The sequence below is a fragment of the Corynebacterium qintianiae genome, assembly GCF_011038645.2.
GTDB classification, from domain to species: Bacteria; Actinomycetota; Actinomycetes; order Mycobacteriales; family Mycobacteriaceae; genus Corynebacterium; species Corynebacterium qintianiae.
Window position 1 is genome coordinate 1,534,024 of sequence record NZ_CP064955.1, and the last position, 20,215, is coordinate 1,554,238.

The 20,215-nt window shown below is 65.5% G+C and carries 22 protein-coding genes; 12 read left to right on the plus strand and 10 right to left on the minus strand.

The genetic code is table 11. The features are described from left to right. Positions 1–10 precede the first annotated feature (10 nt). The 4 genes from gcvT to lipA are packed head-to-tail and all read left to right on the plus strand — an operon-like array spanning position 11 to position 3,356. Positions 11–1,090, plus strand: a complete 1,080-nt coding sequence (gene gcvT, locus G7Y29_RS07485) for a glycine cleavage system aminomethyltransferase GcvT (RefSeq protein WP_165002671.1) — start codon at positions 11–13, stop codon at positions 1,088–1,090. A 2-nt stretch (positions 1,091–1,092) separates the two neighbouring features. Continuing rightward, positions 1,093–1,485, plus strand: coding sequence for a glycine cleavage system protein GcvH (gene gcvH, locus G7Y29_RS07490; protein WP_165002672.1), 393 nt, complete (start codon positions 1,093–1,095; stop codon positions 1,483–1,485). A gap of 21 nt (positions 1,486–1,506) precedes the next feature. After that, a complete protein-coding gene (lipB, locus tag G7Y29_RS07495) occupies positions 1,507–2,283 on the plus strand; it encodes a lipoyl(octanoyl) transferase LipB (RefSeq protein WP_165002673.1) in 777 nt (258 codons plus the stop codon). Between the two features lie 29 nt (positions 2,284–2,312). Continuing rightward, entirely contained in the window at positions 2,313–3,356 is a 1,044-nt protein-coding gene (lipA, locus tag G7Y29_RS07500; RefSeq protein ID WP_165002674.1) for a lipoyl synthase, read from the plus strand. 174 nt (positions 3,357–3,530) lie between these two features. Here the strand turns inward: lipA and G7Y29_RS07505 are convergent, their stop codons facing one another. Further along, the gene (locus tag G7Y29_RS07505) at positions 3,531–5,606 is read right to left on the minus strand and encodes an acyl-CoA dehydrogenase family protein (protein ID WP_165002675.1); all 2,076 of its coding nucleotides are present in this window, start codon (positions 5,604–5,606) and stop codon (positions 3,531–3,533) included. Between the two features lie 27 nt (positions 5,607–5,633). Beyond that, entirely contained in the window at positions 5,634–6,929 is a 1,296-nt protein-coding gene (locus G7Y29_RS07510) for an acetyl-CoA C-acetyltransferase (RefSeq protein WP_165002676.1), read from the minus strand. A gap of 138 nt (positions 6,930–7,067) precedes the next feature. Here G7Y29_RS07510 and G7Y29_RS07515 point away from each other — a divergent pair, with 138 nt between their 5' ends. From G7Y29_RS07515 to G7Y29_RS07525, 3 genes are all read left to right on the plus strand, one after another. Continuing rightward, on the plus strand, positions 7,068–8,402 hold the full coding sequence (locus tag G7Y29_RS07515; protein WP_165002677.1) for a 3-oxoacyl-ACP reductase: 1,335 nt from the start codon (positions 7,068–7,070) through the stop codon (positions 8,400–8,402). A gap of 4 nt (positions 8,403–8,406) precedes the next feature. Further along, entirely contained in the window at positions 8,407–9,339 is a 933-nt protein-coding gene (locus tag G7Y29_RS07520) for a MaoC/PaaZ C-terminal domain-containing protein (RefSeq protein ID WP_165002678.1), read from the plus strand. 88 nt (positions 9,340–9,427) lie between these two features. Continuing rightward, positions 9,428–10,216, plus strand: a complete 789-nt coding sequence (locus tag G7Y29_RS07525; protein ID WP_165002679.1) for a DUF4191 domain-containing protein — start codon at positions 9,428–9,430, stop codon at positions 10,214–10,216. Here G7Y29_RS07525 and G7Y29_RS07530 read toward each other — a convergent pair whose 3' ends face one another. Next, on the minus strand, positions 10,217–10,633 hold the full coding sequence (locus G7Y29_RS07530; protein WP_165002680.1) for an RDD family protein: 417 nt from the start codon (positions 10,631–10,633) through the stop codon (positions 10,217–10,219). 107 nt (positions 10,634–10,740) lie between these two features. Here G7Y29_RS07530 and glnA point away from each other — a divergent pair, with 107 nt between their 5' ends. The 3 genes from glnA (at position 10,741) to G7Y29_RS07545 (ending at position 13,084) form a co-directional block, all read left to right on the plus strand. Next, positions 10,741–12,177 carry a type I glutamate--ammonia ligase gene (gene glnA / locus G7Y29_RS07535; protein ID WP_165002681.1) on the plus strand — a complete coding sequence of 479 codons (1,437 nt, stop codon included), beginning with the start codon at positions 10,741–10,743 and terminating at the stop codon, positions 12,175–12,177. A 171-nt stretch (positions 12,178–12,348) separates the two neighbouring features. Continuing rightward, positions 12,349–12,609: a helix-turn-helix transcriptional regulator gene (locus tag G7Y29_RS07540; RefSeq protein WP_165002682.1), complete on the plus strand. Its 261-nt coding sequence runs from the start codon at positions 12,349–12,351 to the stop codon at positions 12,607–12,609. A 4-nt stretch (positions 12,610–12,613) separates the two neighbouring features. Continuing rightward, entirely contained in the window at positions 12,614–13,084 is a 471-nt protein-coding gene (locus G7Y29_RS07545) for a hypothetical protein (protein WP_165002683.1), read from the plus strand. Here the strand turns inward: G7Y29_RS07545 and G7Y29_RS07550 are convergent, their stop codons facing one another. The 3 genes from G7Y29_RS07550 to G7Y29_RS07560 all read right to left on the minus strand — a co-directional run bounded on the left by G7Y29_RS07550 (position 13,085) and on the right by G7Y29_RS07560 (position 15,277). Next, positions 13,085–14,005 carry a 2-dehydropantoate 2-reductase gene (locus tag G7Y29_RS07550; RefSeq protein WP_165002684.1) on the minus strand — a complete coding sequence of 307 codons (921 nt, stop codon included), beginning with the start codon at positions 14,003–14,005 and terminating at the stop codon, positions 13,085–13,087. A gap of 175 nt (positions 14,006–14,180) precedes the next feature. Further along, on the minus strand, positions 14,181–14,837 hold the full coding sequence (locus G7Y29_RS07555; RefSeq protein ID WP_249399721.1) for a glycoside hydrolase family 25 protein: 657 nt from the start codon (positions 14,835–14,837) through the stop codon (positions 14,181–14,183). Continuing rightward, positions 14,753–15,277, minus strand: coding sequence for an NUDIX hydrolase (locus G7Y29_RS07560; protein WP_165002685.1), 525 nt, complete (start codon positions 15,275–15,277; stop codon positions 14,753–14,755). The genes G7Y29_RS07555 and G7Y29_RS07560 overlap by 85 nt, the downstream gene beginning before the upstream one ends. Before the next feature lie 46 nt (positions 15,278–15,323). Here G7Y29_RS07560 and G7Y29_RS07565 point away from each other — a divergent pair, with 46 nt between their 5' ends. Next, a complete protein-coding gene (locus tag G7Y29_RS07565) occupies positions 15,324–16,055 on the plus strand; it encodes a hypothetical protein (protein ID WP_165002687.1) in 732 nt (243 codons plus the stop codon). Between the two features lie 4 nt (positions 16,056–16,059). Here G7Y29_RS07565 and G7Y29_RS07570 read toward each other — a convergent pair whose 3' ends face one another. From G7Y29_RS07570 to thrC, 3 genes are read right to left on the minus strand one after another with little or no spacing between them, the layout of a single operon-like run. Then, on the minus strand, positions 16,060–17,052 hold the full coding sequence (locus G7Y29_RS07570; protein ID WP_235933434.1) for a trypsin-like serine protease: 993 nt from the start codon (positions 17,050–17,052) through the stop codon (positions 16,060–16,062). After that, positions 17,036–17,161 (minus strand): hypothetical protein, encoded by a 126-nt coding sequence (locus G7Y29_RS10945; protein WP_268896799.1) that lies wholly within the window; start codon positions 17,159–17,161, stop codon positions 17,036–17,038. The genes G7Y29_RS07570 and G7Y29_RS10945 overlap by 17 nt, the downstream gene beginning before the upstream one ends. Positions 17,162–17,172: 11 nt before the next feature. Further along, positions 17,173–18,624: a threonine synthase gene (gene thrC / locus G7Y29_RS07575; RefSeq protein ID WP_165002689.1), complete on the minus strand. Its 1,452-nt coding sequence runs from the start codon at positions 18,622–18,624 to the stop codon at positions 17,173–17,175. A gap of 46 nt (positions 18,625–18,670) precedes the next feature. Between thrC and G7Y29_RS07580 the strand changes: the two genes are divergently transcribed. Further along, positions 18,671–19,918 (plus strand): MFS transporter, encoded by a 1,248-nt coding sequence (locus tag G7Y29_RS07580; RefSeq protein ID WP_165002691.1) that lies wholly within the window; start codon positions 18,671–18,673, stop codon positions 19,916–19,918. Here G7Y29_RS07580 and G7Y29_RS07585 read toward each other — a convergent pair. Then, on the minus strand, positions 19,915–20,181 hold the full coding sequence (locus G7Y29_RS07585; protein WP_165002693.1) for a hypothetical protein: 267 nt from the start codon (positions 20,179–20,181) through the stop codon (positions 19,915–19,917). The genes G7Y29_RS07580 and G7Y29_RS07585 overlap by 4 nt on opposite strands. Positions 20,182–20,215 lie beyond the last annotated feature (34 nt).

Sequence of the window (20,215 nt, forward strand, 5' to 3'; positions counted from 1 at the left end):
AGGCTCGAACATGCCAGAATCACCACTCAAGTCCGCGCACGAGGCCCTAGGCGCGTCATTCACCGACTTTGGCGGCTGGACCATGCCGCTGAAGTACGGCAGCGAGCTCGAGGAGCACCGCGCCGTGCGCGGTGACGTGGGCATCTTTGACCTCTCCCACATGGGAGAGATCGACGTCAAGGGCCCGGACGCCGGTGCCTTCTTGGACTACGCCCTGATCTCCTCCCTGTCCACTCTGAAGGTGGGCAAGGCAAAGTACTCCATGATCGTCGCTGAAAACGGCGGCATCCTGGACGACTTGATCAGCTACAAGCTCGCCGACGACCACTACCTGGTCGTCCCCAACGCCGCGAACACCGACGCTGTCTGGCTCGCGTTCCAATCCCGCGTCGGTGACTTCGACATCGAGTTGTCAAACCGTAGCGAAGAGATTGCGCTCATCGCCGTGCAAGGCCCGCGCGCCCTCGAAGTGCTCGAGCCGCTTGTCAGCGGCGAACCCGGCGACTTGTCCTACTACTCCGCTGGCGAGATGAAGCTCGGGGAGGGTGCTAACGCCATCGACGTCATCGTCGCCCGAACGGGCTACACCGGCGAGGACGGGTTCGAGATCTACTCCAGCTTCGCTGACGCGACGACGGTCTGGCAGGCCGTCATCGGCCACGGCACCCCCTGCGGCCTCGCCGCCCGCGACTCGCTGCGCCTCGAGGCGTCCATGCCGCTTTACGGTCACGAGCTGTCCGCCGACATCACCCCGGTCGAGGCCGGCATGGGTCGCGCCTTCGCGAAGAAGGAAGCCGACTTCGTCGGTAAGGAAGCTTTGACCGGGCGCGAGCCCTCCGTCGTCATCGCAGGCCTGACGTCGTCGGAGCGCCGCGCCGCCCGCGAAGGCGCCGAGGTATTCATCGGTGACGAGAAGATAGGCGTGATCACGTCCGGCCAACCGTCGCCAAGCCTCGGCCACCCGATCGCTCTGGCGCATCTCGATCCGAACCGCGCGGACATCGGCACCGACGTCGAGGTTGACATCCGCGGACGCCGTTACCCGTTTACTATCAGTGAGACACCGTTCTACTCCCGAAAGGATTCCTAACCATGGCTAACGCGCTGCCCCAAGACTTTTCCTACTCCGAGGACCACGAGTGGATCAACGCGCCGCAGGACGTCGCGGAGGGCGCCGTCGTACGTGTCGGCATCACCTCCGTGGCCGCGGACCGCCTGGGCGAGGTCGTGTTCGCTGACCTGCCTCAGGTCGGTGACGAGGTAGCCGCCGGTGAGACCTGCGGTGAGATCGAATCCACCAAGTCCGTCTCCGACCTCTACTCCCCCGTCACCGGAACCGTCGCCGCCGTCAATGAGGAGATTGACGGCAACTTCGAGCTCATCAACAAGGACCCGTTCGGTGAGGGCTGGCTCTTCGAGGTCACTATCGCCGCTGTCGGCCCGCTGATGAACGCGGACGAGTACGCCGCGTCAAACGGCGTCTAATCAGCGACTAGAGTGTGGGGCATGACAGCCCCGCGCGAACCCTTCTTCCCGGCCCACGAGCCCATCCGTTCCTCGGGTGGGCCGTTGGACGTTCAGCACCTGGGAACCATCGACTACACCGAGGCGTGGCATCTGCAAGCCGATCTGGCTGCCAAACGAGCCGCCGGCGAGATCGGTGACACGGTGCTCGTCCTCGAGCACCCGTACACGTACACGGCAGGTAAACGCACCCAGCCAGAAGACATGCCGGAGGACGACGCTTCCGTGGTCCAAGTCGACCGCGGCGGCCGCATCACGTGGCACGGCGAGGGCCAGCTGGTGGTCTACCCCATCATCAAACTCGCCGACCCCGTCGACGTGGTGGACTACGTGCGCCGCCTCGAGGAGGCCATCATCCATACGGTGCGCGGCGCTGGTGTGACCACCGCCGGGCGTATCGACGGCCGCTCCGGCGTCTGGGTCCCCCACACCTCCCGCGCCGCGAGCCCTGAGGCTCCGGCTCGCGACCGCAAGATCGCGGCCCTGGGCATCCGCGTCACCCGCGGGGTGACCATGCACGGGCTCTCCCTCAACTGCAACAACACGCTTGATGCGTACCGCCACATCGTCGCCTGCGGCATCAATGACGCCGACGTGACAACACTGAGCCTCGAACTCGGCCGCGACGTCACCATCGGCGACATGAGCCAAACGCTTATCGACGCCCTGGATCGCGCCCTGTCGGGAGATCTCGCCGTGGAGAACCACACGTTCGCTTCCGCCCCGGATCCGTCCAAAGGACTGACCCGAATCCTGTAGCTACTTGACACGGCCTATACCCTGGAGGAGTGACTGTTGCACCTGAAGGCCGTAAGTTGCTGCGCGTGGAGAAGCGAAACGCGCAGACCCCGATCGAGGCGAAGCCGCGGTGGATCCGCAACGCCGTGAAGACTGGGCCCGAATACGAGGACATGAAGAAGAAGGTGGCGGGAGCGTCCCTTCACACGGTGTGTCAGGAGGCCGGCTGCCCTAATATCCACGAGTGTTGGGAGTCGCGCGAGGCGACCTTTCTTATCGGTGGTGCGAACTGTTCGCGCCGGTGCGACTTCTGCCAGATCAACTCCGCGAAGCCGGAGCCCCTGGACCGGGGCGAGCCGCTGCGCGTTGCCGAGTCCGTGCGCGAGATGAACCTCAACTACTCCACCATCACCGGCGTCACCCGCGACGACCTCGAGGACGAGGGCGCCTGGCTCTACGCCGAGGTGGTGCGCAAGATCCACGAGCTCAACCCGCACACGGGCGTGGAGAACCTCACCCCCGATTTCTCCGGCAAGCCCGACCTGCTCCAAGAGGTCTTTGAGGCACGCCCCGAGGTCTTCGCCCACAACGTTGAGACGGTGCCGCGCATTTTCCGCCGCATCCGCCCTGCGTTCCGCTACGAGCGTTCCCTTGACGTAATCCGCCAGGCGCGCGACTTCGGGCTGATTACCAAGTCCAACCTCATCCTCGGGATGGGCGAGACGCGGGACGAAGTCATGGAGTCTTTGAACGATCTCGTCAGCGCCGGCACCGACATCATCACCATCACCCAGTATTTGCGCCCGGGGCCGCAGTTCCACCCCATCGAGCGCTGGGTGAAGCCGGAGGAATTCATCGAGTACCGCGACGCTGCGTACGAGATGGGCTTCGGCGCGGTGATGTCCGGGCCGCTCGTGCGCTCGTCCTACCGCGCAGGCAAGCTGTACACGGAGGCAATGGAGCACCGCGGTCTCGAGCTGCCGGAGAACCTCAAGCATCTGGCAGAGACGTCGCAGGGTGACACGGCCCAAGAAGCATCCACCCTGCTGAGTAAGTACGGGCTGTCGAAGGACACGCCCGTCGTAACGCGCTAAACCTCCCCGCGCCCCGGGAAGACGTCAGCGCGTATACGTACCGGGTAACTGTCTGAAATGACGCTGAGATCTTCGACACGAAGACGTCAGCGTCATTTTGCGCGAATTTTGGGCATGAAAAAACGCTGAGATCTTCCGTGGGAAAATCTCAGCGCTTTTTGCGGCTGGTCAGACTTAGCTCAGATCGGTGCCGCCGTTGACCATCATCGGACGGTCGAGGACGACCTGCGGGATCTTGAAAGCGTCGACGAGCACCTCGGACCACGGAGCGAGGGAGTCGACCAGGTCGTTGACTGCTGCCTTCGCTGCCTTGACCCGTCCGGCCGGAAGCACGCCGTGCTCCTGGTACCAGTCGGCGTTCTTCACAATGGTCTCGAGAGCGAACAGGTGGCGCAGCTGCTCGAATACCTGGCGCGCGGGCGAGTTCTCCGGCAAGCGGTCCTCAGCGTCGATCATCGACTGGACCAGCATGCGGTCACCGTAGGCGATCGCGGTCTCGAGCAGGTGATCCTGGGCCCGGTTGATCACCTTTGCGGCGTCCTTGCGGTCCATCTTGCGCGCGACCTGGACGCGGCGAACCAGCGAGTTGAGGACGTGCTCTTCGCGCGACTGAACGACGCGAAGCTGGGTCTCGGCGTCGAACAGGGAACCCGTTCCCGCCACACGGTCCGAGATGGACTGCACGCTGGCGGCAATACCGGAGCGGCGCGTCAGGAAATCACCGATGTTGGAGACGACATACTTCGCCATTCCAAACGGCGACATCTCCGACATTTCCTTGCCGTACGCGGTGAGGAGGTTCTTGCCCACCAACTGGCGCAGGATCGTGTCGTCGCCCTCGAAGGTGGTGAAGATGTCCACATCGGCGCGGAAGGTCGTGAGCAGGTTTTCGGACATGTACCCGGCGCCACCGCAGGCCTCGCGGCATTCCTGGAGAGTCTCGTTGGCGTGTGTCGCAGTCGCGGACTTGAAGAACGCCGCGAGGGTTTCCGTCTCACGGCTCGCAAACGACTGCTGCTCCGTCGGGTTCGCCGGATCCCATTCACCGGCGTTCACGGCGTCGGTGTACTCCTGGAAGCGCTCCAGCAGGTTGTTCTGGAACATCGCGAGGGCGTAGGACTTTGCCAGCGGGATGAGGAGACGGCGACGGTGCTGGCGGTAGTCGATCAATCGCTCTTCCTGGCCGGGGTCACCCGCCTCGAACTGGCGGCGGATGTTGGCGTATTTCACCGCGAGGGCGAGGCCGGCGCGAGTTGCACCTGCGGCCGAGGCGCCCACTCCGAGTCGGCCTCGAACGAGCGTGCCGAGCATGGTGAAGAACCGGCGGTTCATGGAATCGATCGACGACGAGTAAGTGCCGTCCTCCGCGACGTCTGCGAACCGGTTGAGCAGGTTTTCGCGCGGGACGCGGACGTGGTCGAACGTGATCATGCCGTTGTCCACGCCGAGCAAACCGCCCTTGTGGCCGTGGTCGGACGTGGTGACACCCGGCGCGTCTGTCCCGTCCTCCTCGCGGATGCGGACAATGATGCAGTGCACGCCCTTGGACTCATCGGAGTCGGGGGTGTAGAGCTGCGCGAACACTGCCGCCCAGCGGCCGTCGCGGGCTGCGTTGCCGATGTACGCCTTCTTCGAACCTGGGGTCGGAGAGTTGATGACGAATTCCTGGGTCTCCGGGTCATAGGTCGCCGTCGTCTCGAGCTGCTGGACGTTAGAGCCGTGGCCCATCTCGGTCATCGCGAAGCAGCCGAGCTTGGACAGATCCATCGCACCCTTGGCGAACTCGATGTGGCGCTCGGTGCCCAGGGCGTCGATGGCGCCGCCCCACAGACCGAACTGGACACCCGACTTGATGCAGGTGGAGTTGTTCACCTGGGCGAGCAATTCGAGGGAGGACACGCCCGCAGACACCTGACCCTGGCCACCGTTGAGCGGGGAGAACGACTCCTGGATGCGGCCGTTCTCAGCCACGATCTTGACCTTTTCGAGGTTGTCGGCGCGAATCTCGTCGAGAGTGCCTTCCACGCGGGGCAGGAGGAACGGATCGTTGATTAGCTCGCGCAGGGCCTCCTTACGCTCCTTGAAGGGGCCGTCGAGAAGATCCGCGAGATCTTCGACCGCGTTGACATCCGGGGTCGAAGGCAGCACGGAGGGCTGGTTAGACTCCGGGTTGCCGCTGGCCTTGGTGGTGTCGGTGGCAAGGTGCTTGGCGTCTTTGACGTCTTCCTTCGTGGCATTGGGAAGAGACATGGGTTCAACCTTTCGTAGTGGGAGAATTTAGCGCTCAATGATGGCGACAACGCCCTGGCCGCCGGCGGCGCAGACGGAGATGAGGGTGCGGCCCCCGCCGTTCTCGACGAGTGTCTTGGCTGCGGATGCGAGAATGCGGGCACCGGTGGCGGCGAACGGGTGACCGGCTGCGAGCGAGGAACCCTTCACGTTCAGCTTGGAGCGGTCAATAGCACCGAGGGGAGCGTCGAGGCCGAGGCGCTCGCGGCAGTAGGTCTCGTCCTCCCACGCCTTCAGGGTGGCGAGGACCTGCGAAGCGAAAGCCTCGTGGATCTCGTAGAAGTCGAAGTCCTGCAGGGTCAAACCCTGGCGCTCGAGGAGGCGGGGCACGGCGTACGTGGGCGCCATGAGCAGCCCGTCCTTGCCGCTGACGAAGTCGACGGCGGCGAGTTCCGAGTCCACGATGTACGCCTGCGGCTCGAGGCCGTTCTCGCGGCCCCACTCCTCCGTGCCGAGGAGGACGGCTGCCGCGCCGTCGGTCAGCGGGGTGGAGTTACCCGCGGTCATCGTGGCGGTACCGCCGTGCTGGATAGCGTCCTTCTTGCCGAACACGGGCTTGAGGGTGGACAGCTTTTCGACGCTCGAATCCGGGCGCATGTTTGTGTCACGCTGGACGCCAAGGAACGGGGTGACCAGGTCGTTGAAGAAACCGGAGTCGTACGCCTTGGCCAGGTTGTGGTGGGATGCCACCGCGAGCTCGTCCTGAGCCTCGCGGGAGATCTCCATCTCACGGGCGGTGATGGCGGCGTGCTCACCCATCGACAGGCCGGTGCGGGGCTCGCCGTTCTGCGGCTGCTCCGGTGCCAGCTGGCTCGGACGGATGGAGCCGAACAGCTTGAGCTGGTCGGCCGGCTTCTTCGCGTTGGACGCCTTGATCAGGGTCTTGCGCAGGGTGTCGTTGACGGCCAGGGGCGCGTCCGAGGTGGTGTCGGTGCCGCAGCCGATGCCCGCGTCGATGCGACCCATTGCGATGGCGTCGGCGACCTGGATTGCGGACGTCAGCGAGGTGCCGCAGGCGTGCTGGAGGTCGAACGCGGGCGTGGTCGGTGCCAGGGCGGATCCGAGGACGCACTCGCGCACGAGGTTGAAGTCGCGCGCGTGCTTGAGCACGGCGCCACCAGCGACGAGGCCGAGCTCTTTGTCCTGCAGACCGTAGCGCGCGACGAGCCCGTCGATGGCGGCGGTCAGCATGTCCTGGTTAGATGCGTTCGCGTACTCCTTGTTGGAACGCGCGAAGGGGATACGGTTTCCACCGAGAATGGCGACTTTGCGGGGCTGGTTCACTGTGCTTTCCCTGCTTTCAACTGGAGGAAGGTGGTTGTTGAGGATATTTCTCGTTGTACCATACAACACAAAAGAGTAGTGCTGTAAGGTAAATCACGAACTTAACCGGCACACACCAGAATCCACAAGGAGTACACCGTGGCCAAGAAGAGCTTCCTCGAACAACTCATCAACTCCCCGCTTGCGGCCAAGGCGGGTGTCCCGCAGGGCTACCCCCTGCGCCGCTACAAGCAGGGCGAGCCACTACTGCACGCGCCCATCGTCGTCGGCGGCCAGGGCCGTCTCACCGACGCCCTCAACACTGTGCTCGAAGGGCCGTACAAACTACTCAAAGCCGAGGCAGACTCCCCGCGCGCAGGTATTGTCTTCGACGCAACGGGGCTGACCCGCCCCGAGGACCTCAACCAGCTGCACTCTTTCTTCCACCCCCAGATAAAGAAGGTCGCTGACAACGCGCGCCTCGTGGTCATCGGCACCACGCCCGAGCTTATCGACGACGCCGACGCACGCATCGCCGCTCGCGCCCTCGAAGGCTTCACCCGCTCCCTGGCCAAGGAAATGCGCAAGGCCGCCACGGTGCAGCTCGTCTACGTCGACCCGGCAATCGATTCCTCCAACTTCAGCACCGTTGAATCCACCCTGCGATTCCTGCTGTCCGGCAAGTCGGCCTACGTCGACGGCCAGGTCATCCGCGTCACCCCTGCACCCGCGGAGGCCCCGGCCGACTGGGAGAAGCCGCTCGCCGGCCGCTTGGCCGTGGTCACCGGCGCTGCCCGCGGCATCGGCGCGGTCATCGCCGAGACCCTGGCGCGAGACGGCGCCTCCGTGATCTGCGTGGACATTCCGCAGGCCGGCGAGGGACTGACCGCGACCGCCAACAAAGTCAAGGGCACCGCACTCCCCCTCGACGTCACCGACCCGGCAGCCGCGGACAAGCTCGCCCAGCATGCGCAGGAGCGCTACGGCAAGAAGATCGACGTGCTCGTCCACAACGCCGGCGTGACCCGCGACAAGCTGCTCGCCAACATGGATGACAGCAAGTGGAACATGGTCCAGAACATCAACCTGATCGCCCCGGTACGCATCACCGAGAAGCTGCTCGCCGCCGGCGCCCTGGGTGAGAAGCCGGCCGTCATCGGCGTCTCCTCCACCTCCGGCATCGCCGGCAACCGCGGTCAGACCAACTACGCCACCACCAAGGCCGGCGTGATCGGCTTCGTCGACTCCCTCAAGGACCGCCTCGCCGAGATTGGCGGCAACATCAACGCCGTGGCACCGGGCTTCATCGAGACCGACATGACCGCGGCGATGCCGACGGGCCCGCGCGAGGTGGGCCGCCGCATCAACTCCCTGCAGCAGGGCGGCCAGCCGGTGGACGTCGCCGAGACCGTGGCGTACTTCGCGTCCACCGCCTCCACCTCCGTCAACGGCAACACCGTCCGCGTCTGCGGCCAGAGCATGCTGGGAGCGTAGCCCGATGAGCGAGTACACAGTTCTCAACAGCGTCCCGGATCTGGACAAGGTGATGAACCAGATCAAGCTCGGCATGCTGCCCGTCGTGGGCACCACCCACGTGGCCGATGCGGACCCGAGCTCGCGCTCGGAGGTCCGTGGGGTGACGGTGGACGTCGACAAGCTCGCCGCCTACACCCGCGCGACGGGCCTGCGCCTGTCCGACGAAGTTCCGCCGACCTACTTCTTCGTGGTCACATTTCCCGTCATCATGGACCTGATGGCGCGCGAGGATTTCCCGTTCGCCCCGACGGGCGCGGTTCACATCGCCAACGAGATCACCCAGCGGCGCGCTCTGCGCGTCGGCGAGACCTACACGGTGCGCGCCCGCGGAGAGCGCCTCCGACCGCACCGCAAGGGCCTGCTGATCGACATGATCACCGAGGTCTACCTCGAGGGCGGCGAGGGTTCAGCGTACGGCGAGCCGGTGTGGACCCAGGTGTCCACCTTCCTCGGCCAGGGGCAAAAATTCGCCAAAGGCGCCCCCGTGTCTGTGACCACCCGCGGAATCGATGACGGACGCCGCCTCGGCTCCCCGGAGCTGCCCGATTTCGCAGCTAACGGCCACATCAAGGTCACCGGGGAGACGGTGTCGAACTACGTCGACGCGTCGGGAGACAAGAACCCGATCCACACCTCCAACATCGGCGCGAAGCTGTTCGGCTTCCCGGGCATCATCGCCCACGGCATGTACTCCGCCGCAGCGGCCTTGCGATTCTTGGAGGGCAAGCTCAGCGGCGCCCTGCGCTACCGCGTTGAGTTCTACAAGCCCGTCGTCATCCCCACCCGCGTCGCGGAGTGGGTCGTGCCCGACGAGGCCGGCAACGTCGACATCCAGCTGCGCAGCACCTCCAAGCCGGAGAAGCTCCACCTGAACGCGCGGGTTGAGTACCTGTAGCGTCGGCCGAGGCGTCGACAAGCGTCCTGCTCCCGAAAAGGAGCCGGGCGCTTTCCCCATTTCAACAACGTGGAATAGAGTGTGAGGCATGGCAGACCCGAAGGATAAGGTGGCTTCCAAGGCCGCCAAGCAGGAAGAGCGCGCGGCGAAGCGCGCGAAGCGCAAGAGCACCCGCGGCCAGATCTGGCAGGCGTTCAACCTGCAGCGCAAGCGCGACAAGAAGCTCATCCCCCTGATGGTGCTGTGCGTGCTCGGTATGGGCCTGCTTTTCTTCCTCATCGGCCTGCTGTTCAACGCGCAGTGGTTCTTGCTGGTCATCGGCCTGATCCTGGGTGCCGTGCTCGCCATGTTCCTGTTCTCCCGCCGGCTCGAGCGCTCGATGTACGACGAGGTGGGCGACACTCCGGGTGCGGCCGCGTGGACGCTGGAGAACATGCGAAACACCATGGGCATCGTGTGGCTGACCAAGTCCGCGGTGGCCGCGAACACGCACATGGACACCGTGCACCGCGTCGTCGGCAACCCGGGTGTCGTGCTGGTCGGCGAGGGCAGCCAGAACCGCCTGAAGTCCCTGATGGCGAAAGAGCACAAGCGCGTCGACCGCCTGCTCGCTGGCGTGCCGATCCACGAGGTCTACGTAGGCGACGGAGAGGGCCAGACCAGCATCCGCGACCTGCAGAAGACCCTGCTGAAGCTGCCGAAGAACTACAAGAAGGACGAGGTGTACTCCATCTCCGCCAAGCTCGACGCGATGGACGCCCGCACTCGTCCCGGCCAGCCCGCCGGGTTGCCGGGTGGGCCCATGCCGAAGGGCGCGCAGTCCATGTCCGGCATGAACCGCAGGATGCGGCGCATGCAGGAGCGCAAGGGCAAGTAGTCAGCTGCGGATCACGGTCGTGCCCGTGGCGCGGTCGTGCATCCCGCGGCCGTCGGCGTCGACCATGGCTGCGGGCAGGATAAAGCCGGTGAGCAGGGTGCGCACCGCGGCGCGCCAGAAGCCCACGCGCTGGCCCGGGGCGTCGACACGCGCGACGCCCATGCCGAGCGCCGCCATGCCCGGGGTGCGGGCGAGCAACCAGCCGCAGAGGATGCCGAGGACGAGCCAGAGGATGTAGGTCAGCGTGGCGACGTCGCCAAGCTGGTCGGTGAGCCTGACCGTAAAGCCGGCGATAGCCCAGCAGATGGCCCAGTCGATGGCGACCGCCCCTGCACGGCGGGCCACGGACGCCTGCGCTCCCGCTCCATTCTCAGGAAGACCCAGGCCTTGCCCAGGGTAAGTACCGATATCAGCCATGGCCCCAGATTACTGGGGGGCGCGCGGGCGACGTGAATCACGACGTTCGTGCCGATACGTGCCTGTAGTATGGACGTGTTAGCAGCCCACCCACCAAGGAGTAGCCCGTGGCCTTCGAAAACATCGAAGATGTCAAAAAATTCATCACCGATGAGGATGTCGAGTTCGTCGACGTCCGCTTCACCGACGTGCCGGGGACCGAGCACCATTTCTCTATCCCTGCCTCCATGTTCGACGAAGATGTCGTCGAGGAGGGCCTGGCGTTCGACGGCTCCTCCATCCGGGGATTCACCACCATCGAGGAATCCGACATGACGCTCATGCCGGATTTGGCCACCGCGAAACTTGACCCCTTCCGCGCCGCGAAGACCCTGAACGTGAAGTTCTTCGTCAACGACCCCTTCACGCACGAGGCGTTCTCCCGCGACCCGCGCAACGTCGCCCGCAAGGCCGAGGACTACCTGACCTCCACCGGCATCGCCGACACCTGTTTCTTCGGCGCCGAGGCCGAGTTCTACCTGTTCGACTCCATCCGCTACGAGGTGGAGGGCCACACGCAGTTCTTCGAGATCGACTCCGAGGAAGGCTGGTGGAACCGCGGCGCCGAGACCGAGATCGACGGCTCGCCCAACCTCGGTTACAAGAACCGCATCAAGGGCGGGTACTTCCCTGTTCCGCCGTACGACAAGACCGTGGACGTGCGCGACGCCATGACCCTGAACCTGGCGCAGGCCGGTTTCGAGATCGAGCGCTTCCACCGCGAGGTGGGCAACGGCGGCCAGCAGGAGATCAACTACAAGTTCAACACCATGCTGCACGCCGCGGATGATCTGCAGGACTTCAAGTACATCGTGAAGAACACCGCCAACCAGTTCGGGAAAACCGCCACCTTCATGCCGAAGCCGCTCGCCGGTGACAACGGTTCGGGCATGCACGCCCACCAGTCGCTGTGGAAGGACGGCAAGCCGCTGTTCTACGACGAGTCCGGTTACGGCGGGCTCTCCGATGTGGCCCGCTACTACATCGGCGGCATCCTCGAGCACGCTGGCGCGGTGCTGGCGTTTACCAACCCGACCCTGAACTCCTACCACCGCCTCGTGCCGGGCTTCGAGGCCCCGATCAACCTGGTGTACTCGCAGCGCAACCGCTCCGCCGCGATCCGCATCCCGATCACCGGCTCCAACCCGAAGGCGAAGCGCATCGAGTTCCGCGCTCCGGACCCCTCGGGCAACCCGTACCTCGGGTTCGCCGCGATGATGATGGCCGGCCTCGACGGCATCAAGAACCGCATCGAGCCGCACGCACCGGTGGACAAGGACCTCTACGAGCTCCCGCCGGAGGAGGCCAAGGAGATCCCGCAGGCCCCGACCTCCCTCGAGGCCGCCCTGGTGGCCCTGGAGCGCGACCACGACTTCCTCACCGAGGGAGACGTGTTCACCGAGGACCTCATCGAGACCTACATCAAGCTCAAGTACGACCGCGAGATCACCCCGTCGCGCCTGCGCCCGACGCCGCTGGAGTTCGAGATGTACTTCGACTGCTAGGCAGTCCCCCACCCGCGGACCCGGGTGCCCACAAACTGGTGTTGCGCTGACACTCCCCATGTCAGCACATTACCAGTTTTTTGTGCCAGCATGCTGGTTGAAAGTCGGGAGGGAAGCTGCCGGCAGTTAGAACACTTGACAATTTGTTGTGTTTATACAACACTTCTTTGCATGTCCCCTAAGAGAAAGCCCGCCGACCCGATTTTCAACCGGGTGCGGGTCCTGCGCACGGAGAGGGACATGTCCCGCACCCAGTTGGCCACAGAGGTCGATGTCAACCCACAAACAATCGGTGCCATTGAGCGCGGCGACCACTACCCCAGCTTGGACCTCGCCTTCAGGATCTGCGACGTGTTCCAGCTGCCGGTTGAAGCGGTATTCTCCCGCGCCGAATTCACCCCCATGTCGAGTGAAATCTACCGAAAGGCCTGAGCTCATGGCCTCCCGTCCCGTCCCCGAGTCCGTCACCCGCCGCAAGAGGATCATCCTGTTCACGGACATCTCCCTCGCGGTCATCATCCTCAGCATCGCGCTCCACGTCACGGTCCCCGGCATTTCCTACCTCATGTGGATGATCGGCGCAATCGCCGCGGCCGGCGGCACCCTCGCCCTGCGGCGCACCATCGACCAAGCGGACCTGCCCACGACCGAGCTCGACGAATACCGCCTGAAGCTGCACCTCGAAGCGAGGGAAGACGGCCTGCTCGGGGCACTCGCGCTCTCCATTTTGCTCTTCGTGGTTGCAGGTGCGATCGCGTTTGCTCTGCGGTTCTGGGTATGGGACGGGCCCACCGTGGCACTCCTTTTTGCCAAGATGGCTCACCTGCAACTTGTGTGGGTCCCGTTCATCGTCGCGCGCTCGCTTGCCGGCAAGTTCAACCGCGACGAGCTCGTATCCGCGCGCTAGCTACCGCGTGAGCGCCAACGCGTAGACCATATCCAGCAACGGCGTATCGACGCCCCCACGCCGCGCCATCCGCCGCAGCGCGCCCACCTGCGCATCCAGCTCGTTGGGCAGGCCGGCCGCGATGTCGCGGTGCATCGAACTCGTGGCCCCGGCGTACTGCGCGTCGCAGAACGCGAGGTTCTTCTCCACGGCCCCGTCCGCCAAATCCACGCCCAGCGCGCGGCCCGCGGCGGCGACCTCCTCCATCAACCCGCGCAGCTGCGGCCGCAGCTCGTCGCGCAGGTACCCCATCGGGCGCTGCGCCACAGCGCCCAGGACGCCGGTGGTGGCGACGAACATCGCCTTCATCCACACGTCGGTGAGGATGGTGCCGTTCTCGCCGTGATACTTCGAGCGGATCCCGGCGTCGCGCAGGGCGTCGACAAGCTCGAGCGCTGCGGGCGGTGTGTCGAAAACGCCCGGCAGGAGGCCGAAGTTCAGTGAGAGCGGACCCGGGTTGAGCGTAATTTCGGCGGGCGCGATGCGCGTCATGTAGCCGCGCACCACACCGGCGAGAACGCGCTCGGCACCGAAGATGTCGGCGGCGGTGAAGTGCACCTCGACGGAATTGTGGGTAGTCACGACGGGCACGTCGGCGAGCGTCTCGACGTCCGCGAACGTGGCGTTGCCGGGCAGCGCCTTCGTCGCCACAACAACGATATCCACGCCGCCCAGCTTGTCGACGACCTCCCCGGACGTCTCCCCCGCCACAAAACGCGTTACAGTGCGCTCGCCGTCCGGGCTTGTCAGGCGCAGGCCTCTCTCGCGCAGTGCCGCGAGCGTCTCGTCGCGCGCGATGAATCCGACGTCGTTGCCCGCATCGGCCAGCAAGCCGCCGAAGTACCCGCCCACGCCGCCGGCACCCACAAACAGAATCTTCATACTGCAACACTAGCGCCGAAGCTAAGTTTCGCCTCTCGCATGCTCTTCGCGCGAAGACGTCAGCGCGAAAATGAGCTATTTTGAGCACGCAAAAAGGCGCTGAGGTCTTCCAGCGAAGACGTCAGCGCGAAAAGGCGCTGTTTCCAGAGCGCAAAACGCGCCGAGGTCTTCCACACTAGCGCCGCGCGTTGAAATCCACGTCGCCGTCGTACCCCGGCACCCGCCCGCGCGAGGTGTACTGCCACATGGTGGGCGACTGTTTGCCCACGGCAGAGGGCCACGCCGCGTCACCTGGGTAGGAACCGGTGTCCGCGCCGTACTCCGCGAGCCACAGCGCGCCGAACCGCCGCGTGTCGGCACCGAGCATGCGCCAGCGCCACCACCGGCGCGAAGTGTAGATACCCGCGACGGGAACGCCTGCGGACGTGAAGAGGGAATGCGCGAGAGAGACGTCGTCAAGCGAAAGCCCCGCGGGGGTCTCGCAGTCGAGCCACAGTGGCGCGCGCAGCGATCCCAGCACCGCGAGGCTGGCCTCTACCTGCTCGCTTATCGACGTCCCCTCGGATGAATTGCGCAGGTAGTGGTACGTCTCCACCTCGAGCCCGGCCGAGAGGGCGTCGGCGAGATGGGAGGAAAAAACGCGGTCCCTGTACGTGCCGTCGGTGGTGCGCAGGACGACGAACGAGATGTCCAGGGACGACAACGCGAGCCCGTCCTGGTGCTCGGAGACATCGACGCCGAAGCGCATCAGCGTTTGGCCAGGCCCAAGCGCGGCGAGAAATTCGCGGGATGGCGGCGCTGCGAAGCGGCGTCGGCGATGGCGAGGCGCCATTTTGGGTCCGTCACCGGCATCGTGGAAATGGGGAACCAGCCGACGTCGACGGATTCGTCGTCGCCGACAACGGGCTCGGCGGCGGGGTCCACCGGCTCGAGTCTCAACTGCACCGACATGTACGAGGCGCGGTCGCCGTTGGAGTGCGTGATCGGGCCGACGGCACCGACGCCGAGGAGCGCCGCCGCCTCCGCGCGCACCCCGGTCTCCTCCAACACCTCGCGCGCGGCGGCGTGGTGCGGCTCCTCTCCCGGATCGCAGATGCCGGTGACGGGCGTCCACTCGCCGTTGTCGGCGCGCTTGACCAGCAGCACGTCGGGCACCGCCCACGGCGAGTCAGTCGTGGTGTCGCGCAGCACGATCGCCGCCACCGAGGGCAGCCACATGAGGTCGGTGCCAATCTTTTCGCGGGTGTGAACGATGAACTCGGGGATGGGCATGGTTCGAGTCTAACGGGCGGGCGGTGGACTAGGATTACCAACCATCATGACCGAGCAATCGCTTGACGACGCCCCCTCCGACGCTCCCGTCGACGCTCCCGTCGACGCCAACACCCGGCTCCTTCGCGCCCTGCCCGCGCCGGTGTTCACCGTCGCCTACGGCGCCATCGTGATTGCACTCATCGCCGGGGCCGTCGTGCTGGCGGACAACGCGAGCTCGCAGGAGAGCGCTGCGCCGGTCGTCGGCAAGCCCGCGCGACCGTTCTTTCCGGTTCAAACCGACGTCGACAACGTCGAGGCGTCCGTGCGCCCGTACCTGATTACCGACACCGCCTCTGCGCGCACCGCGTCGGGTGTGACGCTGACGGGCGCGATGACGGACCAGGCGGAGACGGATGTGAGCGAGTTCGCGGGACACGTCTCGCGCCTGCTCGAGCAGAACTGCGTGGACAACATGACTGTGCGCAGCCAGGACAACGTGCGCATAAACCTGTGGGGCTACTGTTACCACTCCCCCGGCGCGGCGGAGATTGAGACCTACGTCGAGGCCGCGCTGGAAAACTCAGCGGACTCCGTATCGTTCTCGTTCTACCCCGGGCTGCCGGTGGAGCACCAGGTGGCCCTGACGTGGTTCGAAGACACAGCCGACGATGCCGACGCCGCGATGGATTCCTGGGAGGATATCGAGCCGGTCGGGCGCATCCAGCAGGTCTCTCTATCTTCTTACGATCCGGCAGCGGTGCGCCAGAAAGACGTGTTCGCGGAACCGGACCAGTAAGCGGCTACCAGCTCTTCATTTCCCACTGGGCGTCCGGGATCACAGTGGTGATCACCTGCATCGTCTGGTCCACGTTGGAGTAGGACATGAGTCTGGGGTTGTCCATGCCCTCGTAGCACTCCTCTCCGGAGCGGCCGGCCTCCGTGCCGGAGACCACCCCGATGATGGTGGCGCGGCCGTTGACGTCCTGGAATACCGGCCCGCCCGAGTCGCCTTTCGCGGCGCACACCGCGGCGATGTCACCCTTGGTCTCGCGGGTGGCGTCGGAGTCGGTGGTGATGATCTGCACGCGGCCGGTCTCGCGGAACTGCCCGCAGGTATAACCCGTGGTGCCGCCGGTCTTGCAAATGTGGTCCGCGGGCACTGCGAGATCTTCGGCGATCCCGGTCTCGATGGGGTTGCCCACCAGCGTCATGTAGCGCTCGGGGTCGGTAATCTCGATCACCGCGACGTCAATGTCCGGGGCGCCCTCGCTGTACAGGCCGGAGTAAACGAAGTGGCCGACCTCGCGGGAATAATCCTGGGCGGTGGTGGCGTTGGTGGGCCACACCAGATCACCCTCGCGGCCGCAGTGGCCTGCGGTGACGGCGTAGTCCCGGCCCTCAGCGTCGCTGAACGAGAATGCCACCGTGCAGGACTGGGCGGTAAACGCCTCACCGGGCTGCGGGTAGTGGTCCGTCGACTGGATCAGGGTGCCAGGGGCCCACAGCGCGAAACTGGGCACACGCACCACGTTCGCGTCCTGGGGCACCTCGTGTGGGGCGTCCTCGGCCACGGGCGGAGAGACGTCCGCGCCCTCCCCCGGTGTCTGCACAGCCTCAAGCGCCTGGCGCTCCTGCACCGTCGCCGTGGGGATGCTTGTGGCGTTGAGACCGGCCCACACGACTGCCGCGATCGTGAACACTGCGACGGCCAGGATCGCCGTCCACGCACCGATACCTAAGCCGGGCGGGTGCGCTGGCACGCGGTGTCGGCCGGGGTTACTCGGATTGCTCACCAGCGTTGTCCGAACTTTCCTCGTAGGGCTGGTTCTTCAGGTCCCGGATAAACTTCTCCGGGTCGAACTCCGTGAAGTACTCCGGTTCCGCGAACTGCTCCTGTGCCATGGTGTGCCGCCTTACACGTCAGTGTTCTCGATGGACTGGGTGATGTAATCCTTCACCTTATCCGCGTCATTGGGCAGGTCAACAACGTGGCGCTCGGCGTCCATGACGTGGGCGAAGCGCTCGGGCACCTCGGGGGCGGTGCCGAGGGCCTCGATGATGGTCTCCGAGAACTTGACCGGCAGGGCGGTCTCCACCACCACGATCGGGGTCTCCACCTGTTCAGAAACGCCGCGGGCGACGAACATGCCGTCGGCGGTGTGCGGGTCAAGCAGGTAACCGTACTCCTCCTTGACTGCCTTGATGGTGGCGAGGCGGTCGGCGTGGGTGGACGTGCCGGACAGGAAGCCGAAGTCCTCGCGGATGCGGTCCATGCACTCCGGGTCTCCCAGCTCATCGGCGGCGAAACCGCCCTCCTTGGCCTTGACGGCGAACAGCTCCGCGGTCAGGTGGGCGTTTCGCCCGGTGGCGTCGAAAATGAAGCGCTCGAAGTTCGAGGCGCGCGAGATGTCCATCGACGGGCTCGACGTCGCGTGGGTCTCGGCCGCAGTGCGCGGACGGTAGTCGCCACCGGCGAAGAACTCGTGCAGCACGTCGTTCTCGTTGGTGGCCACGATGAGCTTGTCCACCGGAAGCCCCATCTGCTTGACCACGTGACCTGCGCAAATGTCCCCGAAGTTGCCCGTCGGCACGGAGAAGGACACCTTCTCGTCGTTGGACTCGGTGACGCGCAGGTAGGTGGAGATGTAGTAGACGGTCTGCGCCAGCAGGCGCGCCCAGTTGATGGAGTTGACGGCGCCGATGCGGTACTTCGTCTTGAAGGCCGCGTCCGCCGAGACCTCCTTGACCACGTCCTGGCAGTCGTCGAAGACACCGTCGAGGGCGATGTTGAAGATGTTCGGGTCGTCGAGGCCGAACATCTGGGCCTGCTGGAAGGCGGTCATGCGCCCGGCCGGGGTGAGCATGAAGACGCGGATGTTGTCACGGCCGCGCATGGCGTACTCCGCCGAGGAACCGGTGTCACCCGAGGTGGCGCCCAAGATGTTGATCTCCTCGTCGCGGCGGCCGAGCTCGTACTCGAAGAGCTCACCGAGCAACTGCATTGCGATGTCTTTGAATGCCGCGGTCGGCCCTTCGGAGAGATGCGCAATGAAGAGGTCGTCGGAAAGCTTGGTCACCGGCACGATCTCGTCAGTAGAAAAGACGGGGGTGCGGTAGGCGCGCGCCGTTATCTCCTCGATCTGCGCGGGCGGGATGTCGTCGACAAACAGCTTGACCACCTCAGCCGCAAGGGCGGCGTAGCCCTTCTCATTGAGGAGCGTGCGCCAGGCGTCGAGAAGCTCGGGCGTAATGCGCGGGTACACCGCCGGAAGGTAGAGCCCGCCGTCGGGCGCGAGGCCCGAAAGGAGGATGTCGGTGAACTTGGCCGGGGTCGCCTTGGTGTCGCGCGTTGAGATGTAATCCACGAGTGACCACTTTACAAGCACCGGCGGAGGAGTAACTTTCACTCGCATGACGACTCCCCATCCCCGCGACCGAGTAACCCGCCGAGCGATCGGGGTGTGGCTCGCTGCGGTGGCCGTCTACGTCGTCGCCATCACGGGCCGTACGTCGTTCGGGGTGGCGGGGCTCGATGCGATGGGGCGTTTCGACGTCGACGCCACCCGCATCGCCGTGTTCACATCTGTTCAGGTCGGCGTGTACGCGCTGGCCCAGATCCCGGTGGGACTGCTCATCGACCGCTTGGGCCCGCGGTTCATGCTGGTCGCTGGCGCGCTGGTGATGGCGTCGGGCCAGGCCCTTCTCGGGTTCACGGAGTCCTACCCTCTCGCGATCGGCGCGCGGGTGCTGATCGGCGCGGGCGACGCCACCGCGTTCCTCTCCGCACTGCGCCTGTTGCCCTACTGGTTCCCGCTCAAGCGCACGCCCCTTTTCACGCAGTTGACGGCGTCGATAGGCCAGGTGGGGCAGTTCCTCTCGGCGTTCCCCTTCATGGCGCTTCTGCACGCGCAGGGGTGGACGGCGGCGTTTGTCACCCTGGCCGCGGTGGGGGCGCTTGTCGGCATAGCGGCGTTCGTCGCCGTCGCCGACTCGCCGGACGAGGCGCCCGCCAAGGGTGAAGGCGCGCGCATGCCCGTCGGCAAGATTCTTACCTCCGTGCTGCGCTCGCCCCTGTGCTGGGAGGCCTTCACCATCCACGGTTTGGGCATGTTCTTCGCCATCAACTTCACGCTCTTGTGGGGTATTCCGCTGATGGTCCAAGGAATGGGGCTCACACCGGCCCAAGGGGCCACAGTGCTCACCGTTTTCACGCTGTCCACCATGATCGGCGGCCCGCTGCTCGCGCCGCTGTCGGCCAGGACTGGACCGAACCGGGACGTGGCCGCGGCGGTGATCGCGGCGGCGCACTGTGCCGCGTGGGTGTGGTTCTTCGCGTCCGGCGAGCCGCGCGGTTTCGCCGCCATCCTCGCTCTCGTGGTTGTCATGGGCGCGGCGACGCCGGTGTCGAACTTCGGCTTCGACACCGTCCGCGAGAAGATGCCGCGCAACATCGTCGCCTCCGGCACGGGCCTGGGCAACATGGGAGGGTTCACCTCCTGCATGCTCTCCGCTCAGCTCATCGGGATGATCCTGGATTCCGTAGCTCCGGCCGGCAATTACACGTGGGGGGATTTCCGCGTCGCCTGGATCGCGGTATTCGCGATTTGGGGCGCGCTGCTGGCAGGCATGTTCACCGCCCGCGCGTTCGTGAAACGTTAGCGCGGCGGCTCGAGCCGGCCGCTGAGGATGTCGATGACGGAGCGGATCGCGGCGTCGCCAAGCGGGGCGGTGCCCGACTCGCGCGCCGCGGGTTTCGTCCGTGTCGGGACTGCCGCGGCCGCGTCAACCTTCAACGTCAGGGTCGTGCCGTCCAGCTTGAGGGCGGCTCGCTTATCGACGCCCGCCACACGCGCCGCTTCCACCAGCGCCGCCAGATCCGCGAACGTGCCGTTGTCAAGGTCAATACTCAAGTTCATTGCCATGTTCGCGAGTGTATGTATGTCCGGGGCGGCGCAC